This window comes from Pseudomonas sp. NGC7 (genome assembly GCF_047159675.1).
GTDB classification, from domain to species: Bacteria; Pseudomonadota; Gammaproteobacteria; order Pseudomonadales; family Pseudomonadaceae; genus Aquipseudomonas; species Aquipseudomonas kermanshahensis.
Genome location: NZ_BAAFZY010000001.1, coordinates 5,843,735 through 5,870,191, shown reverse-complemented (window position 1 = coordinate 5,870,191; position 26,457 = coordinate 5,843,735). Strand labels below are relative to the sequence as shown.

The 26,457-nt window shown below is 63.1% G+C and carries 23 protein-coding genes; 16 read left to right on the top strand and 7 right to left on the bottom strand.

Annotated features, from left to right (window positions below; translation table 11 throughout):
* The first annotated feature begins 14 nt into the window (after positions 1 to 14).
* The 14 genes from ACMCNM_RS26180 to ACMCNM_RS26115 all read left to right on the top strand — a co-directional run bounded on the left by ACMCNM_RS26180 (position 15) and on the right by ACMCNM_RS26115 (position 11,802).
* Complete coding sequence (locus ACMCNM_RS26180; protein WP_412765684.1) at positions 15 to 362, top strand: YgiW/YdeI family stress tolerance OB fold protein; 348 nt, start codon at positions 15 to 17, stop codon at positions 360 to 362.
* Between the two features lie 130 nt (positions 363 to 492).
* On the top strand, positions 493 to 1,959 hold the full coding sequence (gene gbpA / locus ACMCNM_RS26175; protein WP_412765683.1) for an N-acetylglucosamine-binding protein GbpA: 1,467 nt from the start codon (positions 493 to 495) through the stop codon (positions 1,957 to 1,959).
* A 55-nt stretch (positions 1,960 to 2,014) separates the two neighbouring features.
* On the top strand, positions 2,015 to 2,527 hold the full coding sequence (locus ACMCNM_RS26170) for a cytochrome b (RefSeq protein WP_412765682.1): 513 nt from the start codon (positions 2,015 to 2,017) through the stop codon (positions 2,525 to 2,527).
* Positions 2,528 to 2,531: 4 nt separating this feature from the next.
* Positions 2,532 to 3,029 (top strand): hypothetical protein, encoded by a 498-nt coding sequence (locus tag ACMCNM_RS26165; protein WP_412765681.1) that lies wholly within the window; start codon positions 2,532 to 2,534, stop codon positions 3,027 to 3,029.
* A complete protein-coding gene (gene gspD / locus ACMCNM_RS26160; protein ID WP_412765680.1) occupies positions 3,026 to 4,867 on the top strand; it encodes a type II secretion system secretin GspD in 1,842 nt (613 codons plus the stop codon). The genes ACMCNM_RS26165 and gspD overlap by 4 nt, the downstream gene beginning before the upstream one ends.
* Positions 4,864 to 6,327 carry a type II secretion system ATPase GspE gene (gene gspE, locus ACMCNM_RS26155; RefSeq protein WP_339549211.1) on the top strand — a complete coding sequence of 488 codons (1,464 nt, stop codon included), beginning with the start codon at positions 4,864 to 4,866 and terminating at the stop codon, positions 6,325 to 6,327. Before gspD ends, gspE begins: the two co-directional genes overlap by 4 nt.
* Positions 6,328 to 6,329: 2 nt before the next feature.
* A complete protein-coding gene (gene gspF / locus ACMCNM_RS26150; protein WP_412765679.1) occupies positions 6,330 to 7,535 on the top strand; it encodes a type II secretion system inner membrane protein GspF in 1,206 nt (401 codons plus the stop codon).
* A 1-nt stretch (position 7,536) separates the two neighbouring features.
* On the top strand, positions 7,537 to 7,983 hold the full coding sequence (gene gspG, locus ACMCNM_RS26145; protein ID WP_099455598.1) for a type II secretion system major pseudopilin GspG: 447 nt from the start codon (positions 7,537 to 7,539) through the stop codon (positions 7,981 to 7,983).
* A complete protein-coding gene (gene gspH, locus ACMCNM_RS26140) occupies positions 7,980 to 8,444 on the top strand; it encodes a type II secretion system minor pseudopilin GspH (RefSeq protein ID WP_186702443.1) in 465 nt (154 codons plus the stop codon). Before gspG ends, gspH begins: the two co-directional genes overlap by 4 nt.
* On the top strand, positions 8,422 to 8,805 hold the full coding sequence (gene gspI, locus ACMCNM_RS26135; protein ID WP_275748019.1) for a type II secretion system minor pseudopilin GspI: 384 nt from the start codon (positions 8,422 to 8,424) through the stop codon (positions 8,803 to 8,805). The genes gspH and gspI overlap by 23 nt, the downstream gene beginning before the upstream one ends.
* The gene (gene gspJ / locus ACMCNM_RS26130) at positions 8,792 to 9,376 is read left to right on the top strand and encodes a type II secretion system minor pseudopilin GspJ (RefSeq protein WP_412765678.1); all 585 of its coding nucleotides are present in this window, start codon (positions 8,792 to 8,794) and stop codon (positions 9,374 to 9,376) included. The genes gspI and gspJ overlap by 14 nt, the downstream gene beginning before the upstream one ends.
* Positions 9,373 to 10,230 carry a general secretion pathway protein GspK gene (locus tag ACMCNM_RS26125; protein ID WP_412765677.1) on the top strand — a complete coding sequence of 286 codons (858 nt, stop codon included), beginning with the start codon at positions 9,373 to 9,375 and terminating at the stop codon, positions 10,228 to 10,230. The genes gspJ and ACMCNM_RS26125 overlap by 4 nt, the downstream gene beginning before the upstream one ends.
* Positions 10,223 to 11,335 (top strand): type II secretion system protein GspL, encoded by a 1,113-nt coding sequence (gene gspL, locus ACMCNM_RS26120; RefSeq protein WP_412765676.1) that lies wholly within the window; start codon positions 10,223 to 10,225, stop codon positions 11,333 to 11,335. Before ACMCNM_RS26125 ends, gspL begins: the two co-directional genes overlap by 8 nt.
* Positions 11,332 to 11,802 carry a type II secretion system protein GspM gene (locus ACMCNM_RS26115; protein WP_186677119.1) on the top strand — a complete coding sequence of 157 codons (471 nt, stop codon included), beginning with the start codon at positions 11,332 to 11,334 and terminating at the stop codon, positions 11,800 to 11,802. Before gspL ends, ACMCNM_RS26115 begins: the two co-directional genes overlap by 4 nt.
* A gap of 13 nt (positions 11,803 to 11,815) precedes the next feature.
* Here the strand turns inward: ACMCNM_RS26115 and ACMCNM_RS26110 are convergent, their stop codons facing one another.
* The gene (locus ACMCNM_RS26110; protein ID WP_225935768.1) at positions 11,816 to 13,003 is read right to left on the bottom strand and encodes an MFS transporter; all 1,188 of its coding nucleotides are present in this window, start codon (positions 13,001 to 13,003) and stop codon (positions 11,816 to 11,818) included.
* 165 nt (positions 13,004 to 13,168) lie between these two features.
* Between ACMCNM_RS26110 and ACMCNM_RS26105 the strand changes: the two genes are divergently transcribed.
* The gene (locus ACMCNM_RS26105; protein ID WP_027592365.1) at positions 13,169 to 14,068 is read left to right on the top strand and encodes a LysR family transcriptional regulator; all 900 of its coding nucleotides are present in this window, start codon (positions 13,169 to 13,171) and stop codon (positions 14,066 to 14,068) included.
* A 110-nt stretch (positions 14,069 to 14,178) separates the two neighbouring features.
* Entirely contained in the window at positions 14,179 to 14,952 is a 774-nt protein-coding gene (locus tag ACMCNM_RS26100; RefSeq protein WP_027592366.1) for a ParA family protein, read from the top strand.
* Positions 14,953 to 15,062: 110 nt separating this feature from the next.
* Here ACMCNM_RS26100 and selO read toward each other — a convergent pair whose 3' ends face one another.
* The 6 genes from selO to betI form a co-directional block, all read right to left on the bottom strand.
* Positions 15,063 to 16,523: a protein adenylyltransferase SelO gene (gene selO / locus ACMCNM_RS26095; RefSeq protein ID WP_412765675.1), complete on the bottom strand. Its 1,461-nt coding sequence runs from the start codon at positions 16,521 to 16,523 to the stop codon at positions 15,063 to 15,065.
* 180 nt (positions 16,524 to 16,703) lie between these two features.
* Complete coding sequence (gene mscK, locus ACMCNM_RS26090) at positions 16,704 to 20,021, bottom strand: mechanosensitive channel MscK (protein WP_186677130.1); 3,318 nt, start codon at positions 20,019 to 20,021, stop codon at positions 16,704 to 16,706.
* Positions 20,022 to 20,057: 36 nt separating this feature from the next.
* The gene (locus ACMCNM_RS26085; RefSeq protein WP_412765965.1) at positions 20,058 to 21,800 is read right to left on the bottom strand and encodes a potassium/proton antiporter; all 1,743 of its coding nucleotides are present in this window, start codon (positions 21,798 to 21,800) and stop codon (positions 20,058 to 20,060) included.
* A 251-nt stretch (positions 21,801 to 22,051) separates the two neighbouring features.
* Entirely contained in the window at positions 22,052 to 23,749 is a 1,698-nt protein-coding gene (gene betA, locus ACMCNM_RS26080) for a choline dehydrogenase (protein ID WP_186677138.1), read from the bottom strand.
* Between the two features lie 76 nt (positions 23,750 to 23,825).
* The gene (gene betB, locus ACMCNM_RS26075; RefSeq protein ID WP_099455585.1) at positions 23,826 to 25,298 is read right to left on the bottom strand and encodes a betaine-aldehyde dehydrogenase; all 1,473 of its coding nucleotides are present in this window, start codon (positions 25,296 to 25,298) and stop codon (positions 23,826 to 23,828) included.
* A gap of 38 nt (positions 25,299 to 25,336) precedes the next feature.
* On the bottom strand, positions 25,337 to 25,993 hold the full coding sequence (gene betI / locus ACMCNM_RS26070) for a transcriptional regulator BetI (RefSeq protein WP_027592372.1): 657 nt from the start codon (positions 25,991 to 25,993) through the stop codon (positions 25,337 to 25,339).
* Between the last annotated feature and the right edge of the window lie 464 nt (positions 25,994 to 26,457).

Here is a 26,457-nt window from a genome sequence, read left to right as displayed (position 1 = left end):
TAGGACCTGATCTTATGAAAGCCCGTTACCTCGCCCTGATCCTCGCCCCTTTGTTCAGCACCGCCGCACTGGCAGCGGGCTACACCGGCCCGGGCGCCCAGCCGGTGACCACCGTGGCCGCTGCCAAGGACGCCGCCGATGACACGCCGGTGGTGCTGGAGGGGTATGTGACCAAGAAGATCAACAACGACGATAAGTACGAGTTCAAGGACAACAACGGCACGATTACCGTCGAGATCGACAATGAAGACTTGCCGGCTACTCCGTTCAATGAGAAGACTAAAGTCAAGCTTACCGGTGAGGTGGAAAAGCACCTGATGAGCCGGGAAGTGGATGTCGACCTGGTAGAAATTGTTAACTGAATCAGCAAGAGCAAACTGACTAGTTCGCTAGCTTATTCCTACATATCGGTGCCGGACGCGTCTTTAGACTTTGGTACGTCTGTCGGGAGTTGCCGCTCCTGACCGCTCATCCAAGCGTCCGGAGTGCCCGATGAATACAAGAAAAAACCTGCGTAAATTAGTTGCCAGTAGTGTCTGGGTGGCTATTGCTGGGGCTGGCCTGCATGTTCAACTGGCCAATGCCCATGGCTATACCTCTAACCCACCCTCCCGCGCGTACGCCTGTCAATCGGGCTTGAACAGTGGCTGTGGTCCAGCCATGTACGAGCCGCAATCTGTCGGTGAAGGGCCTAAAGGCTTCCCGCAACGCGGGCCCGCCGACGGTAAGATTGCGAGCGGTGAGCTCACCAGTTTTGCCCTGCTCGATGAGCAAACGGCCGGCCGTTGGCATTTGACGCCCATTCGAGATAGGCAAGTCGCGTTCGACTGGTACTACGCAGTTGGGCATAAAACCACTAAGTGGGAATACTTCATCACCAAACCCAACTGGAATCCGAACGTGGCGTTGAGCCGCGAGGCATTCGAGTTAACGCCATTCTGTGAGGTCGATGGCCAAGGCAAACCTGCTCGGGGAGAAGGCCAGCCCATGACAGGCCCGGCCCTTGAAAAGCATCAGTGCACGCTGCCGGCTGACCGCACCGGGCATCACGTTATTCTGGGTCTCTGGACCATTGACGACACCGCAGCTGCTTTCCATGACGTCATGGACGTGGATATCCAGGCCGAGGGCGGACCCGCGCCAGAATGGCCGCAAGTAGGCAGCATCAATCCAAATCGGCACTTGCAGGTCGGCGACAAGGTCAAGGCCCGAGCCTTCGTGGGTACGTCGGAAAGCCCGCAGTACAGCGTCAGCATTGACATTGAACATGCCGAGGAGGCCAAAAAGGATAACTGGTCGCTCAAGCTCGCCAAGCGCATCAATGAGACTCAGAACCTAGTACAAGCCGGCCGAATCGGTAGCGAAGGCAACATCAAGCCGATGCCGGGCATCAATAACATCTATGCCAAACCAGAAACCGAAATCACGAGCTATCAACTGGAGATCGAAGGGACACCGGTGGACGATAGCTACCTTCACCTGCATGGCCTCAAGCCTGACTATACCCTGACCGACGGCAAGACCATCCTGGACTTCACCGTCATGACCAACCGTCAGTTGCAGCTCACTACTCGCCTGTTTGACGCCGCCAATCAGCAGGTCGGCTTCGTTGAGCAGGACATCGATGCCACTACCAGCCCAGTTGCAGTACCGGTCGAAAGTACCGCAGGCGAGCACCTGCTCAAGGTCGTAGGCGTCAACAAAAGCGGTCGCGTACTGCTGCAGGAAGAGCGCACGGTCCAGTTGAAAGCCTCAGGCAGCGAAGGCTACGACTTCGAATTTCCGCAGTCGATCGCCAGCTATAAAGCCGGCACGCGGGTCCTGCAGCCCAAGACCGGCGACGTCTTTGAATGCAAGCCGTTCCCCTACGAAGGCTGGTGCAAGACCTATTCGGAAAGTGCCACGCAGTATGAGCCTGGTGTAGGCAGCCACTGGCAAGACGCCTGGATCAAGCGATAAAGGAGTTGGCCCTGGCAGCCCGTGATGGGCTGCCAGGCCAGCCTGGGTACTTTCAATGCATGAACACAAGTATTGCTGGCAGCAGGTGCTGTTGCACTGGGTCTCTGCCGTGGTGATCGTCTGGGCGCTGGTCAGTGGCTTTTACGTTGCAATTTTCGATGTTGAGCCCACTACTGCCAGCCTCGTTGGCTTCGTCAACGTCAGCCTGACGACCCTTTTCATTCCCCTGTTCCTGGTGCGCTGGCTGGTTCGCTTGTTTAAACCCAGGCCAGGCGCTGTACATGATGACCCCGCCGGGCAGTTGATCGCCCACCTGGTTCATGAAGGCCTTTATTGGGTGACGGCCGTGGTGCTGTTGTCCGGCGTGCTGATGATGGACGGGCCAATCGACGTATTTGGCTGGTTTACCTTGGCACCCCTGTTGAGCGATTGGTTCTGGCTGGCCGCGTGGTCGAAGCTGCACATCGTGGCGAGTTCTCTGTTGGCACTGGGCGTGTTGCTGCACGTTGGTGCAGTGGTTTTCCATGAGCTCAGCGGGCGACGCGTATTGCGTCGGATGTTGCCTTGAACCCATGAAACGCTCTTCCTATCTGCCCTGGATTGCAATGCTGCTGGTGGCTGTGGTCATCCTGGGCGTGCGTGAAATGGCGCGCCCAGGTATCGACGCATCTGCTGTGCAGGCACGCGCGACCACTGCGCCACCTGCACCGGAGCAGCCCCTGCCCACTGCAGCGCTGGCGCTGGCATTTGGTTTCAGTGCACCTGGCCTGCAGTCCTCGAACCAAGCCGGCATCGTGCTCAAGGCGTGCTTTGTTTCCAGCCGCGGCGATGCCTGGGCGCTGGTGGCTAGCCGCGAGGGCGAAGGCGTGCACCGGGTTGGCGACAGGCTTGCGGGCGGCAGTGTGCTAAGGCGCATCGGTGTGCGTTCCATCACGCTCTGGGTCGATGGCCGTGAGGAAGTCGTAACGCTGTCTGGCACTCACACCACGCTCTTCCACCCCACTGGTAACACGGCCACCCCCGGCCGTGTCGCTGCTGATTCACCCCGCTTGTTGCGGGAGGTGCAATGACTTTCAAACGATACCTGCGCGTTGCGACGCTCGGTGCCTGCATGACCCTGGCCAGCCCGCTGATCTTGGCTGATGAGCCTACCTGGCAGTTGGCAATGAGCGACGCCGATGTGCGTGATGTGGTGCGCGAGGTAGGGGCGATCCTCGACCAGACGATCGTGCTCGACCCGCGTGTTCAAGGCCGTATCACGGTACTGTCCAATCAAGCGCATGACCGCGAGGGCATTCGACGGCTGTTTTACTCCGTGCTCAATGCCCAAGGTTTTGCTGCAGTCAACGACGGTGATCGGCTGTTGGTGCTGCCGGCCAGTGAAGCCAAGGCCTGGGCCAACCAACAGGTCGATGCGATCCCTTCGGCATTCACCACACGGGTATTCACCCTCTCCGGCAGCATTGCCGCCGACCTGGCCGGGCTGCTGCGGCCGTTGGTATCGAGCAACGGTTACATCGGCCCGTCCAGTTCAGCCAATGCCCTGGTGGTTACCGATTCGGCTGCCAACCTCGATCGCCTGCAAGCCCTGGTTGTGCAACTCGACAGCGGCCAGCGGCACGACTACGAATTGGTGACCCTGCGCACCGCCCAGGCCAGTGACGTGCTGCCGGTGGTCGAAGCGTCTGCGGGCGGCCCGGACAGCGGTGTTCGGGTGCTGCTCGACCCGCGTGGCAATCGTCTGTTGATTCTCGGCCCGGCAAAGGCTCGCCAACGCCTGGCGCGACTGACCAACGACCTCGATGCCCCTGCGCCTGCGTCATCGCAAAACTGGCGGGTGGTGCGTCTTCAGCATGGCAACGCCGAGCAATTGGCCGAGGTGCTGGGTGAAGTCGGCAAGCGCCTGGATGGCAAGGCGGGCACGGAAAGCTTGGGCCAGCCGCTGGCGGCAGGGGCCATGGTCAAAGCCGATACCAGCCAGAATGCGTTGGTGCTGTTAGGTGAACCTCAGACCTTGGGCAGCGTGGTACAGATTATCCAGCAGCTGGATCAGCCCCGTGCGCAGGTGTTGATACATGCGGCAATCGTCGAAGTCAGTGGCGACATCAACGAAGCCTTGGGGCTGCAATGGGGCGTCGATACCGGGAGCGTGAAGGGCGGGGTGACCTTCCCTGACAGCGGTACTTCATTGGCGAACCTGTTGGGGCCGGAGAAGGCCTTGCCCAGCGGCGCGGCGCTGGCGATAGGCTCCGACCGCTTCGGGCTGCTGGTCTCCGCGCTGGCCAGCAATAGCCGGAGCAATCTGCTCTCAACCCCAAGCCTGCTGACCCTGGACAACCAGGAGGCACACATCCTGGTGGGCCAGAACGTGCCCTTCAAGACCGGCTCCTACACCACAGCGGGCAGCGGCGCGGACAACCCGTTCACCACCGTCGAACGCAAGGACATCGGCATCAGCCTGAAGGTCCGCCCGCACATCAATGAAGGCCGCAGCCTGCGCCTGGAAGTCGAGCAGGAAAGCTCCGAACTGGCGCCGAGCACGGTCGAGGGTGACCTGATCACCAACAAGCGAACGCTCAAGAGCACCATCCTCGCCGCCGATGGCGAGATCATCGTGATTGGCGGTTTGATCAAGGACAGCATACGTACCGAGCAGCGTGGTGTCCCTCTGCTTAGCCGCATACCGTGGGTGGGCGGGTTGTTTCGCTGGACCCGGGACACCCAGGAAAAGACCAACCTGATGGTATTCCTGCGGCCAACCATTTTGCGTGGTGAGGCTGAGCTGATCGAAGCAGGGCGCCGGGCGTATGACGACGTGCGCGCAGCCGACCCTTCGAACGTGCCGCAAGACCCTCAGCGCCTGTTCGATGTCCGCCGCCTGCCCACTGTCGAGGAGGCCGGCTTGTGAGTGAGTTGTTGCCGTTCCACTTCGCCCGGCGCCACGGCGTCCTCCTGGCCCAACAGGCCGCCAAGCCCGCTTTGCTGATGCGCGATAACGCATCGCTGGATGCGCTGTCAGAGGCGTTGCGCCTGGTGGGCAACCACTGGCCGTTGCGCCTGGTGGATGAAGGCGAGTTTGCCGCGCAGCTCGCCCTTTGCTACGGCGGCGCGCAGGATGCGGCGCAGACGGTGATCCAGGGGCTTGACCAGCAAATCGACCTGACCCGCCTGGCTGAGGCGCTGCCGCAGACCAGCGACCTGCTCGATCAACAGGACGACGCGCCGATCATCCGCTTGCTCAATGCGTTGCTCAGCGAAGCCGTCAGGTCGCGCGCCTCGGACATTCACCTGGAAACCTTCGAGCAGCAGTTGCGCGTGCGCATGCGCATCGATGGCGTCCTGCGTGAAGTGCTGACGCCACCAAGGGCGCTGGCCGCGTTGCTGGTATCGCGAATCAAGGTCATGGCTCGCCTGGACATTGCCGAAAAGCGTGTGCCGCAGGACGGTCGCATAAGCCTGCGCCTGGCAGGCCATGAAGTGGATGTGCGGGTGTCGACCTTACCCGCTGCCCATGGTGAGCGGGTAGTGCTGCGCTTGCTGGACAAACAGGCGGTGCGCCTGGACGTGGAACACATGCAGATGCAGGCGTCGGTGCGCCGTGGGTTTTTGGGCATGCTGGAAAAACCCCACGGCATTTTCCTGGTGACCGGGCCGACCGGCTCCGGCAAGACCACCACGCTTTACACGGCGCTCTCGGTGCTCAACCAGACGTCGCGCAACATCCTCACCGTCGAGGACCCCATCGAATATCACCTGCCCGGCATCGGCCAGACGCAGGTCAACACCAAGGTCCAGATGACCTTTTCTCGCGGGTTGCGGGCCATTCTTCGCCAGGACCCGGACGTGGTCATGGTGGGTGAGATCCGCGACCGGGAAACCGCCGATATCGCCGTGCAGGCCTCGCTGACAGGGCACCTGGTGCTCTCGACCCTGCACACCAACAGTGCCCTGGGGGCCATTACCCGTTTGGCGGACATGGGCGTGGATACCTGCCTGCTGGCGTCTTCCCTTGCCGGTGTCATGGCCCAGCGGCTGGTGCGGGTGCTGTGCCCGCACTGCAAGGTCGCCTACGCAGTGGACGACGCTACGGCGAATGCCCTGGGCAACCCCGCGACGTTACCCACGCAACTGTATAAGGCCGCAGGGTGTATTGAGTGCCAGTTGGGCTACAGCGGGCGCGTGGCCTTGCACGAGATGGTCGTGGTCAACCCCGCACTGGCTCAGGCCATTCACGGGCGTGCCTCGCAGGCGCACATGCGTGAGCTGATCCGCAGCGATACGCCGAGCCTGTTCCAGCATGGCGTCGAGCGTGTGTGCCTTGGCCAGACCAGCGTCGAGGAACTGCTGCGCGTGACGGGCCAGGACTGAGCATGGCCGTTTTTCGTTATCAAGCCCAGAGCGCTGCCGGCGCCCGCCAGCGCGGCACGTTGGACGCCACCAGTGCGCGCCAGGCGCGGCAGCAATTGCGTGAGCAGGGGCTGGTGGTCTTGACGATTGAGGCGCAACGGCCATCGCCCTTTGCGTCAGTGCGCAGCAGCAACCGCTTGAACCTCGCGCGTCGTTGCCTGTTGACCCGGCAACTGGCGACCTTGCTGCAGGCGGGCATGCCGTTGACCGAGGCCCTGCACGCAGTAGCGGTGCAGAAGCACCAGCGTCAAGTCAGGCAGGTAATGCTAGGCGTGGCCGAGCGTGTGGCCGAAGGCAATACCTTGGCCGACGCGCTGGCGCGCTACCCCTCGGCCTTCCCGGTGGTGTATCGCGCAACGGTCGCGGCGGCCGAGCGTTCGGGTGACCTGGCCGGTGTGCTCGAACGCCTGGCCGGGCATGGCGAGAACCAGCAGGCCCTGCGCCAGAAAGTCCAGCTGGCGATGGTCTACCCGCTGATCCTGATGATCGTATCGCTGCTGGTCGTAGGGTTTCTGCTGGGCTACGTGGTGCCTGACGTGGTGCAGGCGTTTGCCCGCGACCATGCCCAACTGCCCCTGGCAACTCAAGTACTGATCGCCCTCAGCGATGCGACCGGCCGCTACGGCCTGCTGGCCGTGGTGCTGTTGTTGGTGCTTGCGGCGGCGATTGCCCTGGCGCTTCGTGCGCCAGCAAGGCGGCGGCATTGGCATGCGATTGCGCTGCGCATGCCGGGTTTTGCGGAGCTGGTCCGCACCAGTGACGCCGCGCGTTTCGTCAGCACCCTGGCGATTCTGGGCAGAAGCGGCGTGGTGCTGGTCGAGGCCATGAGCATCGGCGCCGGGGTGGTCGGCAACCTGGTGTTGCGTGAGCGTTTGCAAACGGCCGCCCGCGAGGTCGCCGAAGGCGCGTCCCTGGCCAGCAGCCTGGCGCGCAGCGAGGCATTGCCTGCACTGATGCTGCACATGATCGCCAGCGGCGAACGGGCAGGCGAACTTGAAAGCATGCTCGAACGCGCCGCCGACCTTCAGGAAAAACAACTCGCCGGGCGGATCTCGCTTCTGGTGAGCCTGTGTGAGCCGCTGATGCTGCTGATGATGGGTGGCATCGTGCTGTTCATCGTGTTGGCCATCCTGCTGCCCATTCTCAACCTCAATCAACTGGTCAACTGACATGCCCCTTGGCTCTACACGGCGTTTGCAACGCGGCTTCACACTTATCGAAATCATGGTCGTGGTCATCATCCTGGGCGTACTGGGGGCGCTGGTGCTGCCCAATGTCATGAGCCGCCCGGATCACGCCAAGCTCACGGCAGCGCGCACCGATATACAGTCCATCTCCACTGCGCTGGAAATCTACCGCCTGGACAACGGGCGCTACCCGACCACAGCCCAAGGCCTGCAAGCGCTGGTCAAACGCCCGACCGTGGCCCCGCTGCCACGCCAGTGGAATACGCAAGGCTACCTCAAGACTGCTGCGTCCGACCCTTGGGGTGCCCCCTATCAGTACGCCAACCCCGGCACGCGCTCCGGACAGGGCTATGACCTGTACTCGCTGGGCGCTGACAGCCAACCGGGCGGCGAAGACAGGGATGCGGATATCGGAAACTGGGCCGAATGACATTGCGCCGCTCGCGGGGCTTTACCTTGCTTGAACTGTTGCTGGTGATGCTGCTGGCAGGCATTGCTTTGGGCATGGCAGGGCTGGCGGGTGGGGGGGATCGGCAACGGCTGGCCTATCGAGAAGCCGGCCTGCTCCTGCAAGTGGTGCAGCATGCCAGGCAGCAAGCGGTGCTCGAAGGGCAAGCACTGGGGCTACGCATCGATCCCCATGGCTACCAATTGATGCTGCGCGCGGGGCAGGTGTGGGCGGCGGCGGGCCAGCGGCGCGCCATCGAGCTGGACCTGCAGTTGGAAATCGACGGCGTGGCGGTGGTGCTTCACGGGGCAGCCAGCGGCGCGCAACTGGTATTTGCCAGCACCGATGAATACACCCCGTTTTCATTGCACTTTCATGAGGCGGGCGTGCGCCTTGCCTCCCTCACGAGCGATGGCCTCAATGACCCCTGGCTCGAACGCTGAACGCGGTTTCACCCTGTTGGAAGTGCTGGTGGCATTGTCGGTGTTCGCCGTGCTGGCCGCGGCAGTGACCTCTGCCAGCCAGCATGTGCTGGCGCAGTCGCAAGGGGGGCGTGATCGCTTGTTCGCCAGCTGGATCGCCGACAATCACTTGACCGAATTACGCTTGCAGGCGCCATCGGCTGTTGGGCGTCGCACGCTGGAAGTCAGTTTCGACCAGCGCAGTTGGGTCGTGGCCGAGTCGAGGCGGCGCCTGGCTCAAGCGGCTCTTGTCGAAGTTGACGTGCGCGTGGGCCTGGCCGCTGATCCGCAGCCCCTGCAGCTGGCCACGGGCTGGCTGGAGGCTGGCGATGCCACGCAGTGACGGTGCCCGTGGCCAGCAGGGTTTTACCTTGCTGGAGCTGCTGTTGGCGCTGGCCATCTTTGCCTTGCTCGCGACCGGCAGCAGCCTGCTGCTGGACGCACTGGTGCGGGCCGATAGCGTACGTCAGGCGCAAGCCGATGAACTACGGGCCTTGGGCCGGGCCATGAGTGTGCTGCAGCGTGATGCCCTGCAGAGCTACTGGCCTGCGCCAAAGAGCAGGCGCGCAGGTTACAGCGTGCAGCTGGAACAGCAGCGGGTAGGCTGGCTGCTAGGGGCTGAGCGCGATAGCCAGCCGTTGCCACGCAGCGACCTGAGAGTGGTCGAGTACTGGCTGGCGGACGGCGTGCTGTGGCGTCAACGTCGCACGCTGGAACACGGCGTGGGGCAGCCTCAGCGGCTGCTCGAAGGGGTCGTCGAATTGCGTTGGCGGTTACACGCTAACGGCGCTGGGTGGCAAACCAGCTGGCCGCCGGGCCAGGTGCATCCACCCCAAGCCCTCGAAATCACCTTGTCGACCCAGCGTTTGCAAGGGATACGCCGCGTGCTGTCGCTGGCGGGGAGCAGCCTGTGAGCCGGGCGCGACAGCGCGGCGTGGCGTTGATCACGGTGTTGCTGGTCATGACCCTGCTGACCCTGATGGTTGCCGGCATGTTGCGCAGCCAACAGGGGCTGATCGGGGGCATCCGTCAGCAAATCGAGGCATCACGCCTGCAACAGCTCGCACACGCCGGAGAGCGCCTCGCCTTGGTTGAATTGAAGCAGCAGCGTGACACCCTGCTGCAGGTGACCCATGGCGGCCAGCCCTGGGCGCGAAAACAAACGCTGGATGTCCAAGAAGGGCGCGTGCAACTACGCCTGGAAGACCTCTCTGGGCGGTTTAACCTGGCTGCACTGACTGCGGGGAAAACACTCGACCCGGTCCTGCTCAAACGGTGGCAGCGCCTCTGCCATTCATTGCAGATCGAGCCACCCGCGCTGGACGCACTGGCCGGCAAGCCGCTGCTCGACCCTACCCAGTTGCGGGCGCTACCGGGTGTCAGCGGCGAGATGATGACGCGTTTGCAGCCGTGGGTAGTGGCGCTGCCACCTCGGGCGGCGCTCAACGTCAACACGGCCTCGGCGCGCATGCTCGGAGCACTGGAGGGGGTGGAGTTATCGGTTGCACAGCGCCTGGTGGATGTGCGCCCCGCCGCGGGGTACCCCAGCGTCCAGCGCTTCTTGGCGCTGCCCGAACTCATCGGCCTTGGCCTTCAAAACCATGGCCTGACAACAGCCAGCCGATGGTTCCGCCTGGAGGTCCAGGCCGTGCTGGGTAACAAGCGCATGTACCTCTACAGCGACGTGGAAATCGACCTGAACACCGACCAGGTTCGGGTGGTGCGTCGTGTTTTTTCTGCACAGCCGGAGCTAAGGCCAGATGAGTGAAGTTTTTCTGTTTCTGCTGGCCGAGGGTATGGCCGCAGCCGATACCTCGTGGCCAGTGATTGTGCGCACGGCGCAGGGCCTGGAGCAGCGAGCGCAACTGGGCGACCTACCGGCAGCGCTGCCAGGTGCAGCGGTGGTGGTGATCGTGCCGATGGAAATGGCCGGGTGCTGTGTGATCGGGCCAGTGCCTGGCAAGCGCCCCCGACGCGAGTCGCTGGCCTATGCCGCCGAAGAACAGCTGGCATCCCCGCTGGAAACCTCTCACCTGGCATTCGGGGCAGCGGATGAGCAGGGCTGCAGAAGGGTTTTGATGGTGGCGCTGGAAGGTTTTCAGCAGCTGCTGTCGCTGTTGCAGGCGCAGGGCATCGACCCCGTTGCTGTGCATGTCGACGCCGACCTGCTGGGAGGCAATGATGCGTGCGCGCTGTGGTTCGAGGGGCGATGGCTGCTCGGCGGCGGTGGCTGCGCGCGTCTGGCGGTCAGTGCCGACGCCGCTCAGTTACTGGCGCGTCAGCTCCCGCGCATGGCCTGGATGGCCGAAACACACCACCCGGGCATGGCGCTGTGCAACCACCCGGTCCCCAGCGCCCTGGCTACCCTGGTGCAAGGGCGTGCGGGCGCGATCGACCTGCGTCAGGGCGCTTTGCGTCGACGGCGCAAGGGCCCAGGCTGGCATGGGTTGGCAGCAGGGCTGGCGCTGATCGTGCTGATGACCAGCGTTGCCGATTACCTGCGTGCCGAATGGGTTTTGCAGCGTGCAACACAGCAGCAGGCCGAAAACGTCATGGCGTTTCAGCGTTGGGCGCCCGATCAGCCAGTGGGGCCTGATCTGGCGGCGCGCATCGTTGCTCTTGAACAGCGGACCATGCCCTCGACCGCTGTGGAGCGGTTGGCGTGGTTTGCCGAGCATCTGGTCTCCGCCGGGAATGTCACCCTCGAACGGGCCGAATCAGACCCCGCTGGCAGCTGGCGCATGGACGTTGCCGCGCAAGGCTTTGGTGACCTGGAGCGCCTTCGCGAACGGGTTCCCGGGTTGCTGGTGGAGCATGCAAGCCAGGCTGAACACGGCGTACGGGCTGCGCTCTCGTGGCAGGAGGCCGAATGAAACGTTGGCATGAATCGGTATGGGTGCGCCAATGGCAGCAGTTACCGGCTGGCCGGCGCACGTCATTGAACGTTGCGCTGTGGGGCCTCGCGTTTATCGCGGCCTGGCAACTCGCTTGGCTACCGGCCCAGGCCCGCCTGCAGCAGGCTGAGCAAAAACTGCTGCGAGCGCAGGCGCTGGGCGCGCAACTGCAGCGTGTCTCGCGGGCGCCGGTGCGTTCGCAAGGCTCGGTCGAGCGGCTTACCCCCGCCAGCCTGAGCGAGAGCGCTCGTGTGGCCGGGCTTTCCATCACCGCGCTGGAAACCCGGGCGGAGCAGGTGGATATCAGCCTGCAAGGTCCGCCTGCTGCGGTGTTCAGTTGGCTGCACAGCCTGGGCCGAGACACCGGAGGCGTGCGCAACATCCAGCTGCACGTAGACGGTGAGTGGCTTCAGGCCCGCTTTGCGCTGGCATTGAGCGAGGCCTGAAGCGAGGCGATGATCAGGCTGTCTTGGCGGGAAGGCGGCTCAGGTGCAACGCCACCAGCAACGCCACCGCCAGCAGGCTGCCAATGAACAGGCCGATCCCGTTCCAGCCCCATTGATGCCAGAACACCCCACCCGCGGTCCCCGCGACACTGGACCCTGCGTAGTAGCAGAACAGGTACAGCGACGAAGCCTGGCCCTTGGCCTTCAACGCCCGCCGCCCGATCCAGCTGCTGGCCACCGAGTGGGCACCGAAGAAGCCAAAGGTGAAGACCAGCATGCCGAGAATCACCATCACCAGCGGGCTGGCCAAGGTCATCAGCAAGCCGCCCGCCATCACCACGATACTGACCCAGAACACCTTGCGCCGCCCCAGCTTGTCCGCCAGTGCGCCGACCTGCGCAGAGCTGTAGATACCCGACAGGTACACCACCGACAACAAGCCGACCAGCGCCTGGTTCATGTGGTAAGGCCCTGCCAGCAGGCGGTAGCCGATGTAGTTGAACAGCGTGACGAAGGCGCCCATCAGCAGGAATGCCTCGAGGAACAGCCAAGGCAGCCCGGCGTCCTTGAAGTGCATGACGAAGCCGTCCAGCAGGCTGCGAGGGTTCACGGCCTGCGGGCGGAAGTTGCGTGATTCAGGCAGGACCTTCCAGAACACCAGCGCCGCGACCAGTGCCAGGCCGCCGATGGTCAGCATCGCTGTGTGCCAGCTGACGAAGTCGATCAGTACCCCGGTGATGAGGCGCCCGCACATGCCGCCGATGGCATTGCCGCCGATGTACAGGCCCATGGCCAGGCCGATGTGCTGCGGGTGGATCTCTTCGCTCAGGTAAGTCATGGCCACTGCCGCCAGGCCGCTTAATGACAGGCCGACCAGTGCACGTGTCGCCAATACCGCTTCCCAGGTCGGCATCACCGCGCTGGCCAAGGTCGACAGGGCCGCGCAGACCAGCGCAAACACCATCACCGGCTTGCGCCCGAGGCGGTCGGAGATCGGCCCGGTGATCAACAGGCCGAACGCCAGCATGGCAGTCGATACCGACAACACCAGGCTGCTCTGCGCCGCGTTGATGGAAAACTCCTGCGACAGCAGGGGCATCATCGGTTGTACGCAGTACAGCAGGGCGAAGGTGGCGAAGCCGCCGCTGAACAGGGCCAGCACGGTCTTCATGAAGGCGGGGGTGCCTTTCTCGATCCACATTTCGCTAAGGGGGGCAGGTTCTGGGTCGACGGGAAGGGGAGCTACAGCAGTTTTCACGGGCGGGTACCTCTGGCGCAATGAAAAAAGCATATAGCTGGCTAATGATTAGATCCAATATATTGTTCGACCTATTTAAGACGTTTAGCGACTTGTTTGGAGCCGATCATGGAACTGCGCCATCTGCGTTACTTCATTGCTGTGGCAGAAGAGCTGCACTTTGGCCGCGCGGCCCAGCAGTTGGGCATTTCGCAGCCCCCCTTGAGCCAGCAAATCCAGGCGCTGGAGCAGGAGCTGGGTGCCCGTTTGTTCGACCGTACCAATCGTCGGGTCGAATTGAGCGAGGCGGGGCGGTTGTTCTTGGAAGAAGCACGCCAGGTGTTGGCACAGGTGGAGAAGGCAGCCGATGTGGCGCGCAGGGCGCAACTTGGCGAGCTCGGCGAGATGAAGATCGGCTTTACCTCGTCGGCGCCATTTACCTCGAAAATCCCCAAGGCAATCCATGCCTTTCGTCAGCGCTTCCCGGCCGTGCACCTGAACCTCAAGGAGTTGAGCAGCCGTGATGTGGCTGAAGCGGTGTTTGACGAGTCCATCGAGGTGGGGCTGATGCGGCCCATGCCATTGCCGGAGGGGCTGGTGGCGACCGAGCTGTTTCGCGAGCCGCTGGTGGCCGTGATCAATGCCTCGCACCCCTTGGCCGTGGGCACCGAGCAGGGGGTGCACATGGCCTCCCTGGCGCATGAGCCGTTCGTGTTCTTTCCGCGCAGCTATGGCAGCGGGCTGCATGCGCAATTGCTCAGCCTGGCGCGGCACGCCGGGTTCAGCCCGCATTTTGCCCAGGAGGCGGGGGAGGCGATGACCATCATCGGCCTGGTGTCTGCGGGGCTGGGGGTTTCGGTATTGCCGGCCTCGTTCCAGCGCATGCGCATCGAGGGTGTGGTGTACCGCACCTTGTTGGATGAAGGCGCGATGACCGCGGTGTGGCTGGTGCAGCGCGAACACGGCAGCTCAGCGATGGCCAAGGCGTTTGCCGAGCTGTTGACCGGGCAGGTCACGAAGCCTTCGTAGTGGCGCCCGGGCATCGCGATCAGTTCGCCATCATCACCCGACAATTGCCGCTGGCCTTAGCTGGCGAGCCACCACATACTCGGGCATTCGTTGATACACGGAGGTCTCTCATGCGGCGCGTGGTGTTCAATCAGAAAGGTGGCGTGGGCAAGTCGAGCATCGCTTGTAACCTGGCGGCGGTCAGTGCCAGCGAAGGTTACCGGACCTTGTTGATCGACCTGGATGCCCAGGCAAACTCGACTCAGTACCTCACCGGCCTGACGGGTGAAGATATCCCCATGGGGATCGCCGATTTCTTCAAGCAAAGCCTGTCCAGCGGGCCTTTCAGCAAGAAGAACAAGGTCGATATCTACGAAACGCCGTTCGACAACCTGCACGTGGTGACGGCCACCGCCGAGCTGGCTGACCTGCAGCCCAAGCTTGAGGCCAAGCACAAGATCAACAAGCTGCGTAAGTTGCTCGACGAGTTGGACGAGGATTACGAGCGGATCTACATCGACACGCCGCCGGCGCTGAATTTTTATGCGGTTTCTGCGCTTATCGCAGCCGATCGCGTGCTCATCCCCTTCGATTGCGACAGCTTCTCGCGCCAGGCCCTATACGGCCTGCTGGCGGAAATCGAAGAGCTCAAAGACGACCATAATGAGGACCTGCTGGTCGAGGGTATCGTGGTCAACCAGTTCCAGTCCCGCGCCAGCCTGCCCCAGCAGATGCTCGACGAACTGCTGGCCGAAGGCCTGCCGGTGCTACCGGTTTACCTGGGCAGTTCGGTGAAGATGCGCGAGTCGCACCACGCCAGCTTGCCGCTGATTCACTTGGAACCACGGCACAAGCTGACCCAGCAGTTTGTGGCGTTGCATTCGTTGTTGGAAGAAAACGCTTAGGGGTTCAAGGGTAGGGCGTGGGCGTTGTGGTGGGGCAGAGACCGAGCGCCGCCCGCGCGGCGCTCGGTCTTACAGGCACAGAAAGCCTCAAGGCAAGCACCTTCCAGGCATCACGATGAACAGCTGATTTCCAGGTGCTTGCCCCACTCCGGCGGGCGCTGGGCGTATGGCTGCATCCCGGCCTGCTCCTCGAACGGCCGGCTCAGCACCTGGTGCAGCCGGCGCACTTCACTGTAATCCCCGGCCTCGGCCGCTTCGATGGCCTTCTGCGCCAGGTAGTTGCGCAGCACGTACAGCGGGTTCACCGCATGCATGCGTTGACGCCGCCCTTCGCCGTTGCCGGCCTCACGCGCGCAGCGGGCAAGGTAGTCCGCGCCCCAGGCGTCGAAAGCCAGCAGGTCGATGAAGTCGTCGCGGACGACCTTCAGCGCTTCGGCGACCGGCTGTTCACCCAGTTTGCGGAAGAACAGGGTGTAGTCCACGCCGCCCTTTTGCATGCATTGCAGCAGACGCTCGACCAGGGCGAGGTCTTCATCCTCGGCGGTCGTCAGGCCCAGGCGCCGGCGCATGAGGTCCAGGTAATGCGCCTGGTACAACGGCAAGAACAGCCCGAGCGCCTCTTTGAGCGGTTCCACCTCGATCACCGTGGTCAGTGCCTGGGCCAGCGCACTGAGGTTCCAGTGGGCGATAGGCACTTGATTGCTGTAGCTGTAGCGGCCACGGTCGTCGGAGTGGTTACAAATGAAATTGGCGTCGAAGTCGTCGAGGAAGGCAAAGGGGCCGAAATCGAAGGTGATGCCGAGGATCGACATGTTGTCGGTGTTCATCACCCCGTGGCAGAAACCATAGGCTTGCCAGCGGGCAATCAGCTCGGCGTTGCGCTCGACGATCGTGCGGAACATGGCCAGGTAGGGCTGTTCGGCCTCGCGGCATTCGGGGTAGTGCTGCTCCAGCACATGGTCGATCAGCACGCGTTGTTGCTCGGGCTGGCGGGTGTAGTAGAAGTACTCGAAATGGCCGAAGCGCACATGGCTCTGTGCCAGGCGTGTGAGCATGGCCGCGCTTTCGCGACTTTCACGCCAAACCGCGGTGCTCGAACCGATCACGCACAACGCCCGGCTGGTCGGGATGCCGAGGGCGTGCAGGGCTTCAGAGGCGAGAAACTCGCGGATCGACGAGCGCAGCACGGCGCGGCCGTCGCCCATGCGCGAATACGGGGTCTGGCCAGCGCCTTTTAGGTGCAGGTCCCAATGTTCGCCCGCATCGTTCAGCACTTCGGCCAGCAACAAGCCACGGCCGTCGCCCAGGCGCGGGTTGTACGAGCCGAACTGGTGGCCGGAGTAGACCATCGCGCGTGGGTCGGCTTCTTCCCAGAGCTTGTGGCCGCTGAACAACTCGGCGAACACCGGCAAGTCGGCTTGCGCGGGGTCGAGGTCGAGCAGGGCCATGGCCGACTCGCTTGCCACCACCAGGCGCGGGTCTGCGATGGGTTCGGGCAGGACCTGGGTGGAAAACGCATCGCCCAGGCGGGCGAAGCGGTTGTCGAAGCTGAGTTGGTCGAGGGCTTTCACGGGTTGCTCCTGGAAATCGGTGCCAAGGGGGCCGCTTCGCGGCCCATCGCAGGCAAGCCAGCTCCTACCGGATCAGCGCTGAGCTTGGGGCTGGCGCAGCCCCTGTAGGAGCTGGCTTGCCTGCGATCGAGGGCGCAGCCCTCGCAAGGATTCAGAACAGAATACGGTATTCGAGCCCCTTTATACCGCTTCAGTGCCATCCGATTTCGGCTGCTCCAGCGGAATCAACTGCTGCTTGCCACCCTTCTGATCCATCAGGAACACCTCGACTTGGCGTACCGAGATCTTGATGTTATGCGCCTTGAACTCGCGGTTGATGTAGCGGTTGATCTCGTCCAGCGTCGGGTTACGGTCGCCCAGGTCACGCACGTGCATGCGCAGTTCATGGTCCAGCGAGCTTTCGCCGAAGTTGAGGAAGTACACGATCGGCTCCGGGTCCTTGAGCACCCGCGGGTTCTCATGGGCACCCTTGAGCAGCAGGTCGCGCACCAGGTCGAGGTCGGAGCCGTAGTCGATGCCCAGCTTCAAGGTCACCCGGGTGACCGTGTCAGTCAGCGACCAGTTGATCAACTGTCCGGTGATGAAGGTCTTGTTGGGGACGATGATGTCCTTGCGGTCGAAGTCGGTGATGGTGGTGGCGCGGATACGGATTTTGCTCACCGTGCCGGACAGGTTGCCAATGGTGATGGTGTCGCCGATGCGCACCGGGCGCTCGAACAGGATCATGATGCCGGAGATGAAGTTGGCGAAAATCTCCTGCATACCGAAGCCCAGGCCAACCGACAAGGCCGCTACCAGCCACTGCAGCTTGTCCCAGCTCACGCCGAGGGTCGACAGGGTACTGACGATGCCGATACCGACGATGGTGTACGACAGCAGCGTGGTGGTGGCGTAGGCGCTGCCCTGGGCCAGGTTCAGGCGTGACAGCACCAGTACCTCGAGCAAGCCCGGTAAGTTGCCGGCCAGGGCGAAGGTGATGCCGACGATCACCAGCGCGCCGAGCAGGTCGCCCAGGCTGATGGGCACCATGCTGGCGGCAGTGCCGGTGCCACTGGTGTATTCGTACAGGGTGAAGTTGTTGAGGTAGGCGAACACCGAGATCAGGTCCGACCACACCCAGTACAGGCCGGCAATGAAACCACCCAGCAAGGCCAGGCGGATCAGGCGCAGCGACTGTTGGTTGACCTGCTCGATGTCCAGCGTCGGCTCTTCGGTGATGACTTCGCCATCCAGCCCTTCTTTGGCCGCTGCGCGTTTGCTCAGGGCGCGCTGGTAGGCCAGGCGCCGTGCGGCCACCGACAGGCCTCGCACGAACGCCGCTTCGATCACCAGCCAGAACAGCAGCAGGTACAGGGTGTAGATCAGCCGGTCGGTCAGCTTCAGCGCGGTGTAGTAGTAGCCGAAGCACACTGCGACGAACAAGGCGATCGGCAGGGCGGTGAACGCCACGCCGACGGCCTTGCGGAACAGCGACGTGTCGCGGTGCGCCGGGCTGCTCAGCAGCAGGCGGCTGAGCAGCCAGGCCATCAGCGCGTAGCAGGTCAGCACCACGCCGATGCCGAGTACATCATCGGCCAGTGCCGAAGGCTGGTGCTCGGCAACCGCCACCACGCCGACCAGTGCCAGCACCACGGTGCCCAGCCTGCGCACCCAGCCCCGGAGGAATTCGACCTGCGGCTTGTGCCAACGGAAGTGCACTTCTGCCACGCCGCCAGGGGCGAGGATGCGGTAGGCGGTGTAGAACACCAGCCAGGCTTGGGCCAACTGCCACAGCGCCGCGCCGAGGTTGGCGTTTTGCCCGCGGGCGTCGATCTGCAGGGCATAGCTGCATAGGGCCAGGCCCAGGCTTACTGGCATCGCCAACAGAATGTTGATCAGGATGGCTTGGGGCGTGTGCCACTGGCTGTCACGGCGGAAGTGGCCGATGTCCTGGTGGACCTTGCTCAAGCGCAGGTAGAGGTATTTGCGCCGCCACAGCAGGGCGCCAATCACCAGTAGCAGCGGCAGGAACAGCAGCGGGCGCTGGCTCAAACCATCGGCCAGCTCCTTGAGGCCAGAACCCCAGGGCAGATCGGCGACCTGGCTGGCAAAGCGCTCCGGCACATAGCGCAGCCAGTCCCAGTCCAGCGGCTTGTTGCTGGGGATCCAGAACATCTGCTCGTCGAGGGTGGTGCGCAGGCCTTGGGCCGTGCCCAGCAACTGCTTTTGGTTGAGCTGCAAGGTGATCGATTCGTTGAGCAGCGCCGACAGTTCGCGGTTCAGGCGCTCCAGCAGGTCGGTGCGGGTGATCGCCACTTCCAGCAGGGCCTTGCGCAGTTGCGGCGTGACGTCTTCCGGCGGCTGGTTGGCCAGCAGCTTGTCGACGTAGGTGACCGGGCTGCTCATCTGCTCGCGCTGCTGGTTGATTTCGAACTGGTAAAGGCGGGTGTCGGCGATCTGGTCGGCGAGGTCGCGGTCGACCTTCAGGTGCGGCAGGGTCTGCTTCTGCTTGTAGAGGATCTTGGACAGCAGCAGGCTGCCCTTGAGCACGTTGATCTGCTCGTCCAGGGCCTGGTCGGCCTGGGTCAGGCTGTCGAGCTGCTGTTTGGTGCGCAGGTTCTGCTGGGTCAGCTCGTTGAGGCGGTCGGTGCTTTTCAGCAGGTAATCGGACAGCTTGAGGTTGATCGTGCTTTCAGTGGCCAACAGGCTGCTGCCACCGGCCTTCTGGGCTTCGATCGACTGCTGGGTGACCGCTTCCTGGGATTGGGCCAGGCGCTTGTCGTTGATCAGCGTCTGCAGGTCCTGGATTTCCTGCTCAAGGCGTGCGGCGCGCTCGATCAGCAAGTCGTGGCGGGCATTGCCAAGGTCTTGCAACAGGCTGTTGCCGGCCAGCTCCTGGCGGCGCAGTAGGGTTAGCGCGTTGAGCGAAGCGAGCTCGGCACTGAGCTGGTTGCGCTGGTCGGCGTTGAGCGCCTTGCCGTTGTCCTTGCCAGATTTGAGGGCATTGTTGATTTGCTGGGAGCGGGCCTGGCTGTTGCTGATCTCGGCCTGGGCGCGCTCTGGGCGGGTCTGGGAATTGATGATCAGGCTGTTGGCTTCGGACAGCGCCTTTTGCAGCTCGCCTTGCAGGGTGCTGCGCTCGCTGAGCAGTTGCTCCAGCTGGGGCACCGAGAGGGTGGCATAGCGCTGGGCGACAGGCTGCGGCTTGCTTTCCTTGAGCCGGGCCAATTCTTTTTGGCTGTCGCTGGTTTCTTTCGGTGCGCCGGCCAGCTGTTGCTTCAGCGCGGCCAACTTGCGCTCGTTGTCTTCCTTGGTGGCCAGCAGGCTCAGGGTTTGTTCGAGCACCTGCTGCAGGGCCTTCTGATCGGCCTCGGGCAGCTTGCGCTCGGCGATCTTGTCGAGGCTGTGCTGGATGCTGGCGGTGGTCGGCGCTTCGGCCGCGGCGTTCGCGGTGGCCGCGAACGAGAGGGACAAGCACAGCCCGAACAGGGCTGTGCGAAGGTACACGCGCAGGGACATAGGCAGACTACATTGTGGATCAGGCAGAAACGGAGTTTAGAGGAACAATCCTGGTCCGGGTCGCGTTCCTTCGGGGAATCTGACGCCCACTTTCTGGACATTGTTCCCGTCCATGGTCGCCACGGTCCAAATCGTGCCATGCCATTCGACCTGGTCGCCTACTACTGGAGCGCCTCCGACCTTCTGTCGGATGAACTGCGCCAGCGGCATTTTTGCGTCCAGGCCGTCGAGTTTCAGGCCGTAAAGTGCGGCCACGGCGCCGAGTTCGGCATCGCCTTCGAGCACGAAGTCGCCGAAGAAACGCAGGTCCAGGCCGCGTTGCGGCGCCTGGCTGAACAGCTTGCCCAGCGCGGGCAGGTTATGTTCGTGGCCGATCACGCAGAGCATGTCGCCCACCTCAAGTACCGTACTGCCCGACGGGTGCAGCAGTTGTTCGCCCCGGAACAGTGCGGCAATCCGTGTGCCTTCGGGCATCTTCAGCTCGCGCAGGGCCGCGCCGATGCACCATTTTTCGGCGCCCAGGCGGTAGACGAACAGCTCCCACTCGCTGGTGATGTGCACTTCCAGCGCCGAGCGGGAGATCGGCGCTGGGTCTGGCGGTACCGTGACCTTCAGCAGCTTGGCCATCCACGGCAGGCTGGTGCCCTGCACCAGCAGCGACACCAGCACGATGAAGAACGCCAGGTTGAAGAACAGCTGCGCATCGGGCAGCCCGGCCATCAGCGGGAACACCGCCAGAATGATCGGTACCGCGCCGCGCAGGCCGACCCAGGAAATAAAGCCCTTCTCGCGGCCATGGAAGGCCTTGAACGGCAGCAGCGCGGCGACCACCGACAGCGGGCGTGCAATGAGGATCATCCACAGTGCCAGGCTCAGGGCCGGCAGGGCGATCGGCAGCAGGTCATGCGGCGTGACCAACAGGCCCAGCACCAGGAACATGCCGATCTGCGCCAGCCAGGCCATGCCGTCGAGCATGTGCAGGATGCCGTGGCGGCTGCGAATCGGCTTGTTGCCCAGTACCAGGCCGCACAGGTACACGGCGAGGAAGCCGCTGCCATGCAGGGCGTTGGTCAGCGAAAACACCACCAGGCCGCCCGCCACCACCAGGATCGGGTACAGGCCACCGGCCAGGTTGATGCGGTTGACCAGTTGCAGCATCAGCCAGCCGCCGCCCAGGCCCAGCAGGCCACCGATGCCGAATTCGCGCAGCAGGTGGGTCAGCAGGCTCCAGTGCAGGCCGGTCTGGCCGCTGGCGATCATGTCGATCAGGGTGACGGTGAGGAACACTGCCATCGGGTCGTTGCTGCCCGACTCGATCTCAAGCGTAGCCGTGACCCGCTCGTTCAGGCCCTTGCCGCCCAGCAGCGAGAACACCGCCGCGGCGTCGGTGGAGCCGACGATGGCGCCGATCAGCAGGCCCTGGATCAGGCTCAAATTGAACAGCCACGCCGCGACCAGGCCGGTGAGGGCGGTGGTGATCATCACCCCGACCGTGGCCAGCGACAACGCCGGCCACAACGCCACGCGGAAGCTGGCCACGCGGGTGCGCAGGCCGCCGTCGAGGAGGATCACCGCCAGTGCCAGGTTGCCCACCAGGTAGGCGGTCGGGTAGTTGTTGAAGATGATGCCGCCACCGTCCACGCCGGCGACCATGCCGACGGCGAGAATGATGACCAGAATAGGGATGCCCAGGCGAGAGGACAGCGAACTGACCAGGATACTTGCACCCACCAGCAATGCGCCGATCAGAAACAGGCTGTTGATGGTGCTGGCATCCAAAGGCAGGTACTCCGGGATATCGCGGGAAGGGGGCTTGACTGGCAAGTCGCGTGCCAACTGATTCTAACCTGATGAATTGGCAGCATGTAAAGCGTTTCTGCAGATGAAAAAAAGGCACCGCGAGGGGTGCCTTCTTTTGTGTTGCCTGGGTGGGCCTCTTCGCAGCGCAAGGCTGCTCCTACAAGGGAGCGCGTTCCCCGGTAGGAGCAGCCTTGTGCTGCGAATGGGCCGCAAAGCGGCCCTCAGGGCAATCAGCCTTGCTTCACTTCACGCATCGGCTTGCCTTTGACTGGCGCACCGTTGGCCACGTAGTACTTGGCGGTGCTGCGCGGCAGTGGCTTGCGGTTGCGGATCTTGTCCGCGATTTTCTCGGCGATCATGATCGTGGTGGCGTTGAGGTTGCCGGTGATGATGATCGGCATGATCGACGCATCCACCACACGCAGGCCCTGCATGCCATGCACGCGGCCTTCACCATCGACCACCGCCATGTCGTCGGTGCCCATCTTGCACGAGCAGGACGGGTGGAAGGCGGTTTCGGCGTGCTCGCGGATGAACTTGTCCAGCTCTTCGTCCGTCTGCACGTGCGCACCCGGGCTGATCTCGCGACCACGGTACGGGTCCAGCGCCGGCTGGGCCATGATTTCGCGGGTCAGGCGGATGCCGTCGCGGAATTCTTGCCAGTCCTGCTCGGTGGCCATGTAGTTGAACAGGATGCTCGGGTGCTGGCGTGGGTCTTTCGACTTGGCCTGGATGCGCCCACGGCTTGGCGAACGCATCGAACCCATGTGCGCCTGGAAGCCATGCTCCTTCACGCCATTGGAGCCGTTGTAGTTAATCGCGACTGGCAGGAAGTGGTACTGGATGTTCGGCCACTTGAATTCAGGGCGGGTGCGGATGAAACCACCGGCCTCGAACTGGTTGCTGGCGCCGATGCCGGTGCCATTGAACAGCCACTCGGCGCCGATGGCTGGTTGGTTCCACCACAGCAACGACGGGTACAGCGACACCGGCTGGGTGCACGCGTACTGCAGGTACAGCTCGAGGTGGTCCTGCAGGTTTTCGCCAACGCCCGGCAGGTCATGCACGACCGGGATGTCGAGGCTTTCCAGCAGGGCGCGCGGGCCGACGCCGGAGCGCTGCAGCAGTTGCGGCGAAGCGATGGCGCCGGAGCTGACGATGACTTCCTTGCGGGCACGGGCTTCGACGCGCTCTTCGCTGTCGCCGACCAGGTAGGTCACGCCCACGGCACGCTTGCCGTCGAACAGCACGCGGTCGCTCAGGGCATGGGTGACGATGGTCAGGTTCGGGCGCTTCTTGGCCTGGTCCAGGTAGCCGCGCGCGGTGCTGGAACGGCGGCCGTTCTTGGTCACCGAACGGTCCATCGGGCCGAAACCTTCCTGCTGGTAGCCGTTGAGGTCTTCGGTGCGCGGGTAACCGGCTTGCACGCCGGCCTCGACCATGGCGTGGAACAGCGGGTTGTTGCCAGCCTTGGGCGTGGCGACGCTGACCGGGCCTTCGCCACCGTGGTAGTCGTTAGGGCCGATGTCGCGGGTTTCTGCTTTGCGGAAGTACGGCAGGCAGTCCAGGTAGGTCCAGTCTTCCAGGCCTGGCAGTTCTGCCCAGCCGTCGAAGTCCATGGCGTTACCGCGGATGTAGCACATGCCGTTGATCAGCGAAGAGCCACCCAGGCCCTTGCCGCGGCCACATTCCATGCGGCGGCCGTCCATGTGCGGCTCTGGGTCGGTCTCGTAGGCCCAGTTGTAGCGGCGGCCCTGCAGCGGGAAGGCCAGGGCGGCTGGCATCTGGGTGCGGAAGTCGAAGCGGTAGTCGGGGCCACCGGCTTCCAGCAGCAGTACGGTGACGCTGGCGTCTTCGGTCAGGCGAGTGGCCAGGGTGTTACCGGCGGAACCTGCGCCGACGATGATGTAATCGAATTCTTGGGACATTTAAGTACCCTCGTTTGGCGGTGATCAGGGAGCGGGAACGCCCGTGCGCGCTGGCACGGGCGTGACTACACGCGGTTTAGAAAACCGAGGTGTAGCCGCCCAGCTCGACCTGGACCGACTTGATGCGCGTGTATTGAGCCAGCGAGCTGATACCGTTTTCACGGCCAACGCCCGACTGCTTGTAGCCACCGACCGGCATTTCGGCCGGCGATTCACCCCAGGCGTTGATCCAGCAGATGCCGGCTTCAAGCTTGTGGATGATGCGGTGGGCACGGGTGATGTCGTTGGTGCACACGCCCGCGGCCAGGCCGTATTCGGTGTCGTTGGCGCGGCGGATGACTTCTTCTTCGGTCTCGTAGCTGAGGATGCTCATCACCGGGCCGAAGATTTCTTCCTTGACGATGGTCATGTCGTCGGTGCAGTCGGTGAACACGGTCGGGGCCACGAAGGCACCCTTGGCGAAGTCACCTTCGGTCAGACGCTCGCCACCGCACAGTACGCGGGCACCTTCTGCTTTACCCTTGGCGATGTAACCCAGCACGCTTTCCATGTGCTGGAAGCTGACCAGTGGGCCGAAGTTGGTGTTTTCGTCTTCCGGGTTGCCGGCACGGATGCGGGCAACGCGCTCGGCGATCTTGGCTTCGAAGGCGGCTTTCAGCTCGGCAGGGATGAACACGCGGGTGCCGTTGGTGCACACCTGGCCGGAGCTGTAGAAGTTGGCCATCATCGCGATGTCGGCGGCCTTGTCCAGGTCGGCGTCGGCGCAGATGATCAGTGGCGACTTGCCGCCCAGTTCCATGGTCACTTCCTTGAGCGAGGAGCTCGAGGCGCTGGCCATGACTTTCTTGCCGGTGGTGGTGCCGCCGGTGAAGGAGACTTTTTCGATGCGCGGGTGCTCGGTCAGCCAGGTACCGACTTCGCGGCCGCTGCCGGTCAGCACGTTGAACACGCCATCAGGCAGGCCGGCTTCGGTGTAGATCTCGGCCAGTTTCAGGGTGGTCAGCGAGGTGACTTCCGACGGCTTGAAGATCATCGCGTTGCCAGCGGCCAGGGCTGGGGCGGATTTCCACAGGGCGATCTGGATCGGGTAGTTCCACGCGCCGATACCGACGGTCACGCCCAGCGGCTCGCGACGGGTGTAGACGAAGGAGCTTTCACGCAGCGGGATCTGCTCGCCTTCGATGGCCGGCACCAGGCCTGCGTAGTACTCCAGCACGTCGGCGCCGGTGACGATGTCGACGTAGCGGGTTTCGGAGTACGACTTGCCGGTGTCCAGGGTTTCCAGCTGAGCCAGTTCATCGTTGCGCTCGCGCAGGATGTCGACGGCGCGGCGCAGGATGCGCGAACGCTGCATGGCGGTCATCGCAGCCCAGACTTTCTGGCCACGCTCGGCGCTTTCGACGGCTTTTTCGACGTCGGCCTGAGTGGCACGTTGCACGTGCGCGAGGACTTCGCCGTTGGCCGGGTTGATGGCCTCGAAGGTGGCATCGCTGCCAGCGTCGACATAACCACCATCAATGTAGAGTTTTTGCGTTCCGAAACGGGCCATAGTGTCCTCGCAAGTGCAGTGTGTGGTTGGCTAGCGCGTCACGCTCCTGCCGGGTTGGCAACGGCCGTGCGCGGTGGTTCAGAAGCCTGGTCGGTTGTGCCCAGGGACTGCTGTTTAGCCAGTTGTAGATCCATGTATTCGTAAGCGATTCGTATCGCCTGGTCGGTGTCGAAAGCATCTCCCGACAACGCGCCACGCAGCCATAGGCCGTCGATCAGGGCCGCCAGCCCGCGGGCTGCCTTGCGCGCATGGTAAAGCGGCAGGACGCGGCGGAACTGACAGCATAGGTTGGAGTACAAGCGGTGATCGTTGATCCGCTGCAACCTGTGCAAATCGGGCTGGTGCATGCTGGACGCCCAGAAGGCCAACCAGGTTTTCATTGCCGGGCCGTTCACCTGGCTGGCATCGAAGTTGCCCTCGATGATCACTTTCAGGTGGGCACGCGGGCTGTCGTCCGTCAGTGCCTGGCGCCGTGCTGCAACGCCTTCGTTGAGCATGTTCATGATGTAACCCATCGTCGCTGCAATCAGGCCGTTCTTGTCCCGAAAGTAGTGACTGATGATGCCGTTCGACACGCCGGCCAAACGGGCAATGAGCGCAATGCTGGCATCTCCCAGCCCCACCTGATCGACCGCTAGCAGGGTGGCTTCGATCAATTGCTGGCGGCGGATGGGTTGCATACCGACCTTGGGCATCTTGCATTCTCCTCAGGCCTGACAAGCAGACGACAAGCGGCTGACTCGGCGAAGGCCAGTCTATTTTGTTTTGATTGAACGTTCAATCAATAAAGAATAAGCTCTGCGACAATTTGTGCCATTGACAGTTTTTCAGGCTGTTTCGAGCGCACGGATTGACACCCCAGGAAATCGCGTAACCCCCGGAATACAAGGCGTTGACGGGCATGTGCGATGCGAAATGCAGATTCTGCCGAACGGTCATCGACCTGCGGCAGGCCCTTGGAGCGGGCGGGGTGCTCTGTGACGAATGCGCGCACCACGGTGTTGGATGCGGCATTTTTTGCAGACCACCTGTCTGTTTTTTTGCAACGTATCGATTCGGGATCACGGTTTCCAGGGTGCTTTTATAACACCTGACGCAGTGGGGGTATTCCACCAATTGCTCGGGAAAAGACTGATTAGCCTCCACAGCCGTACTGCCC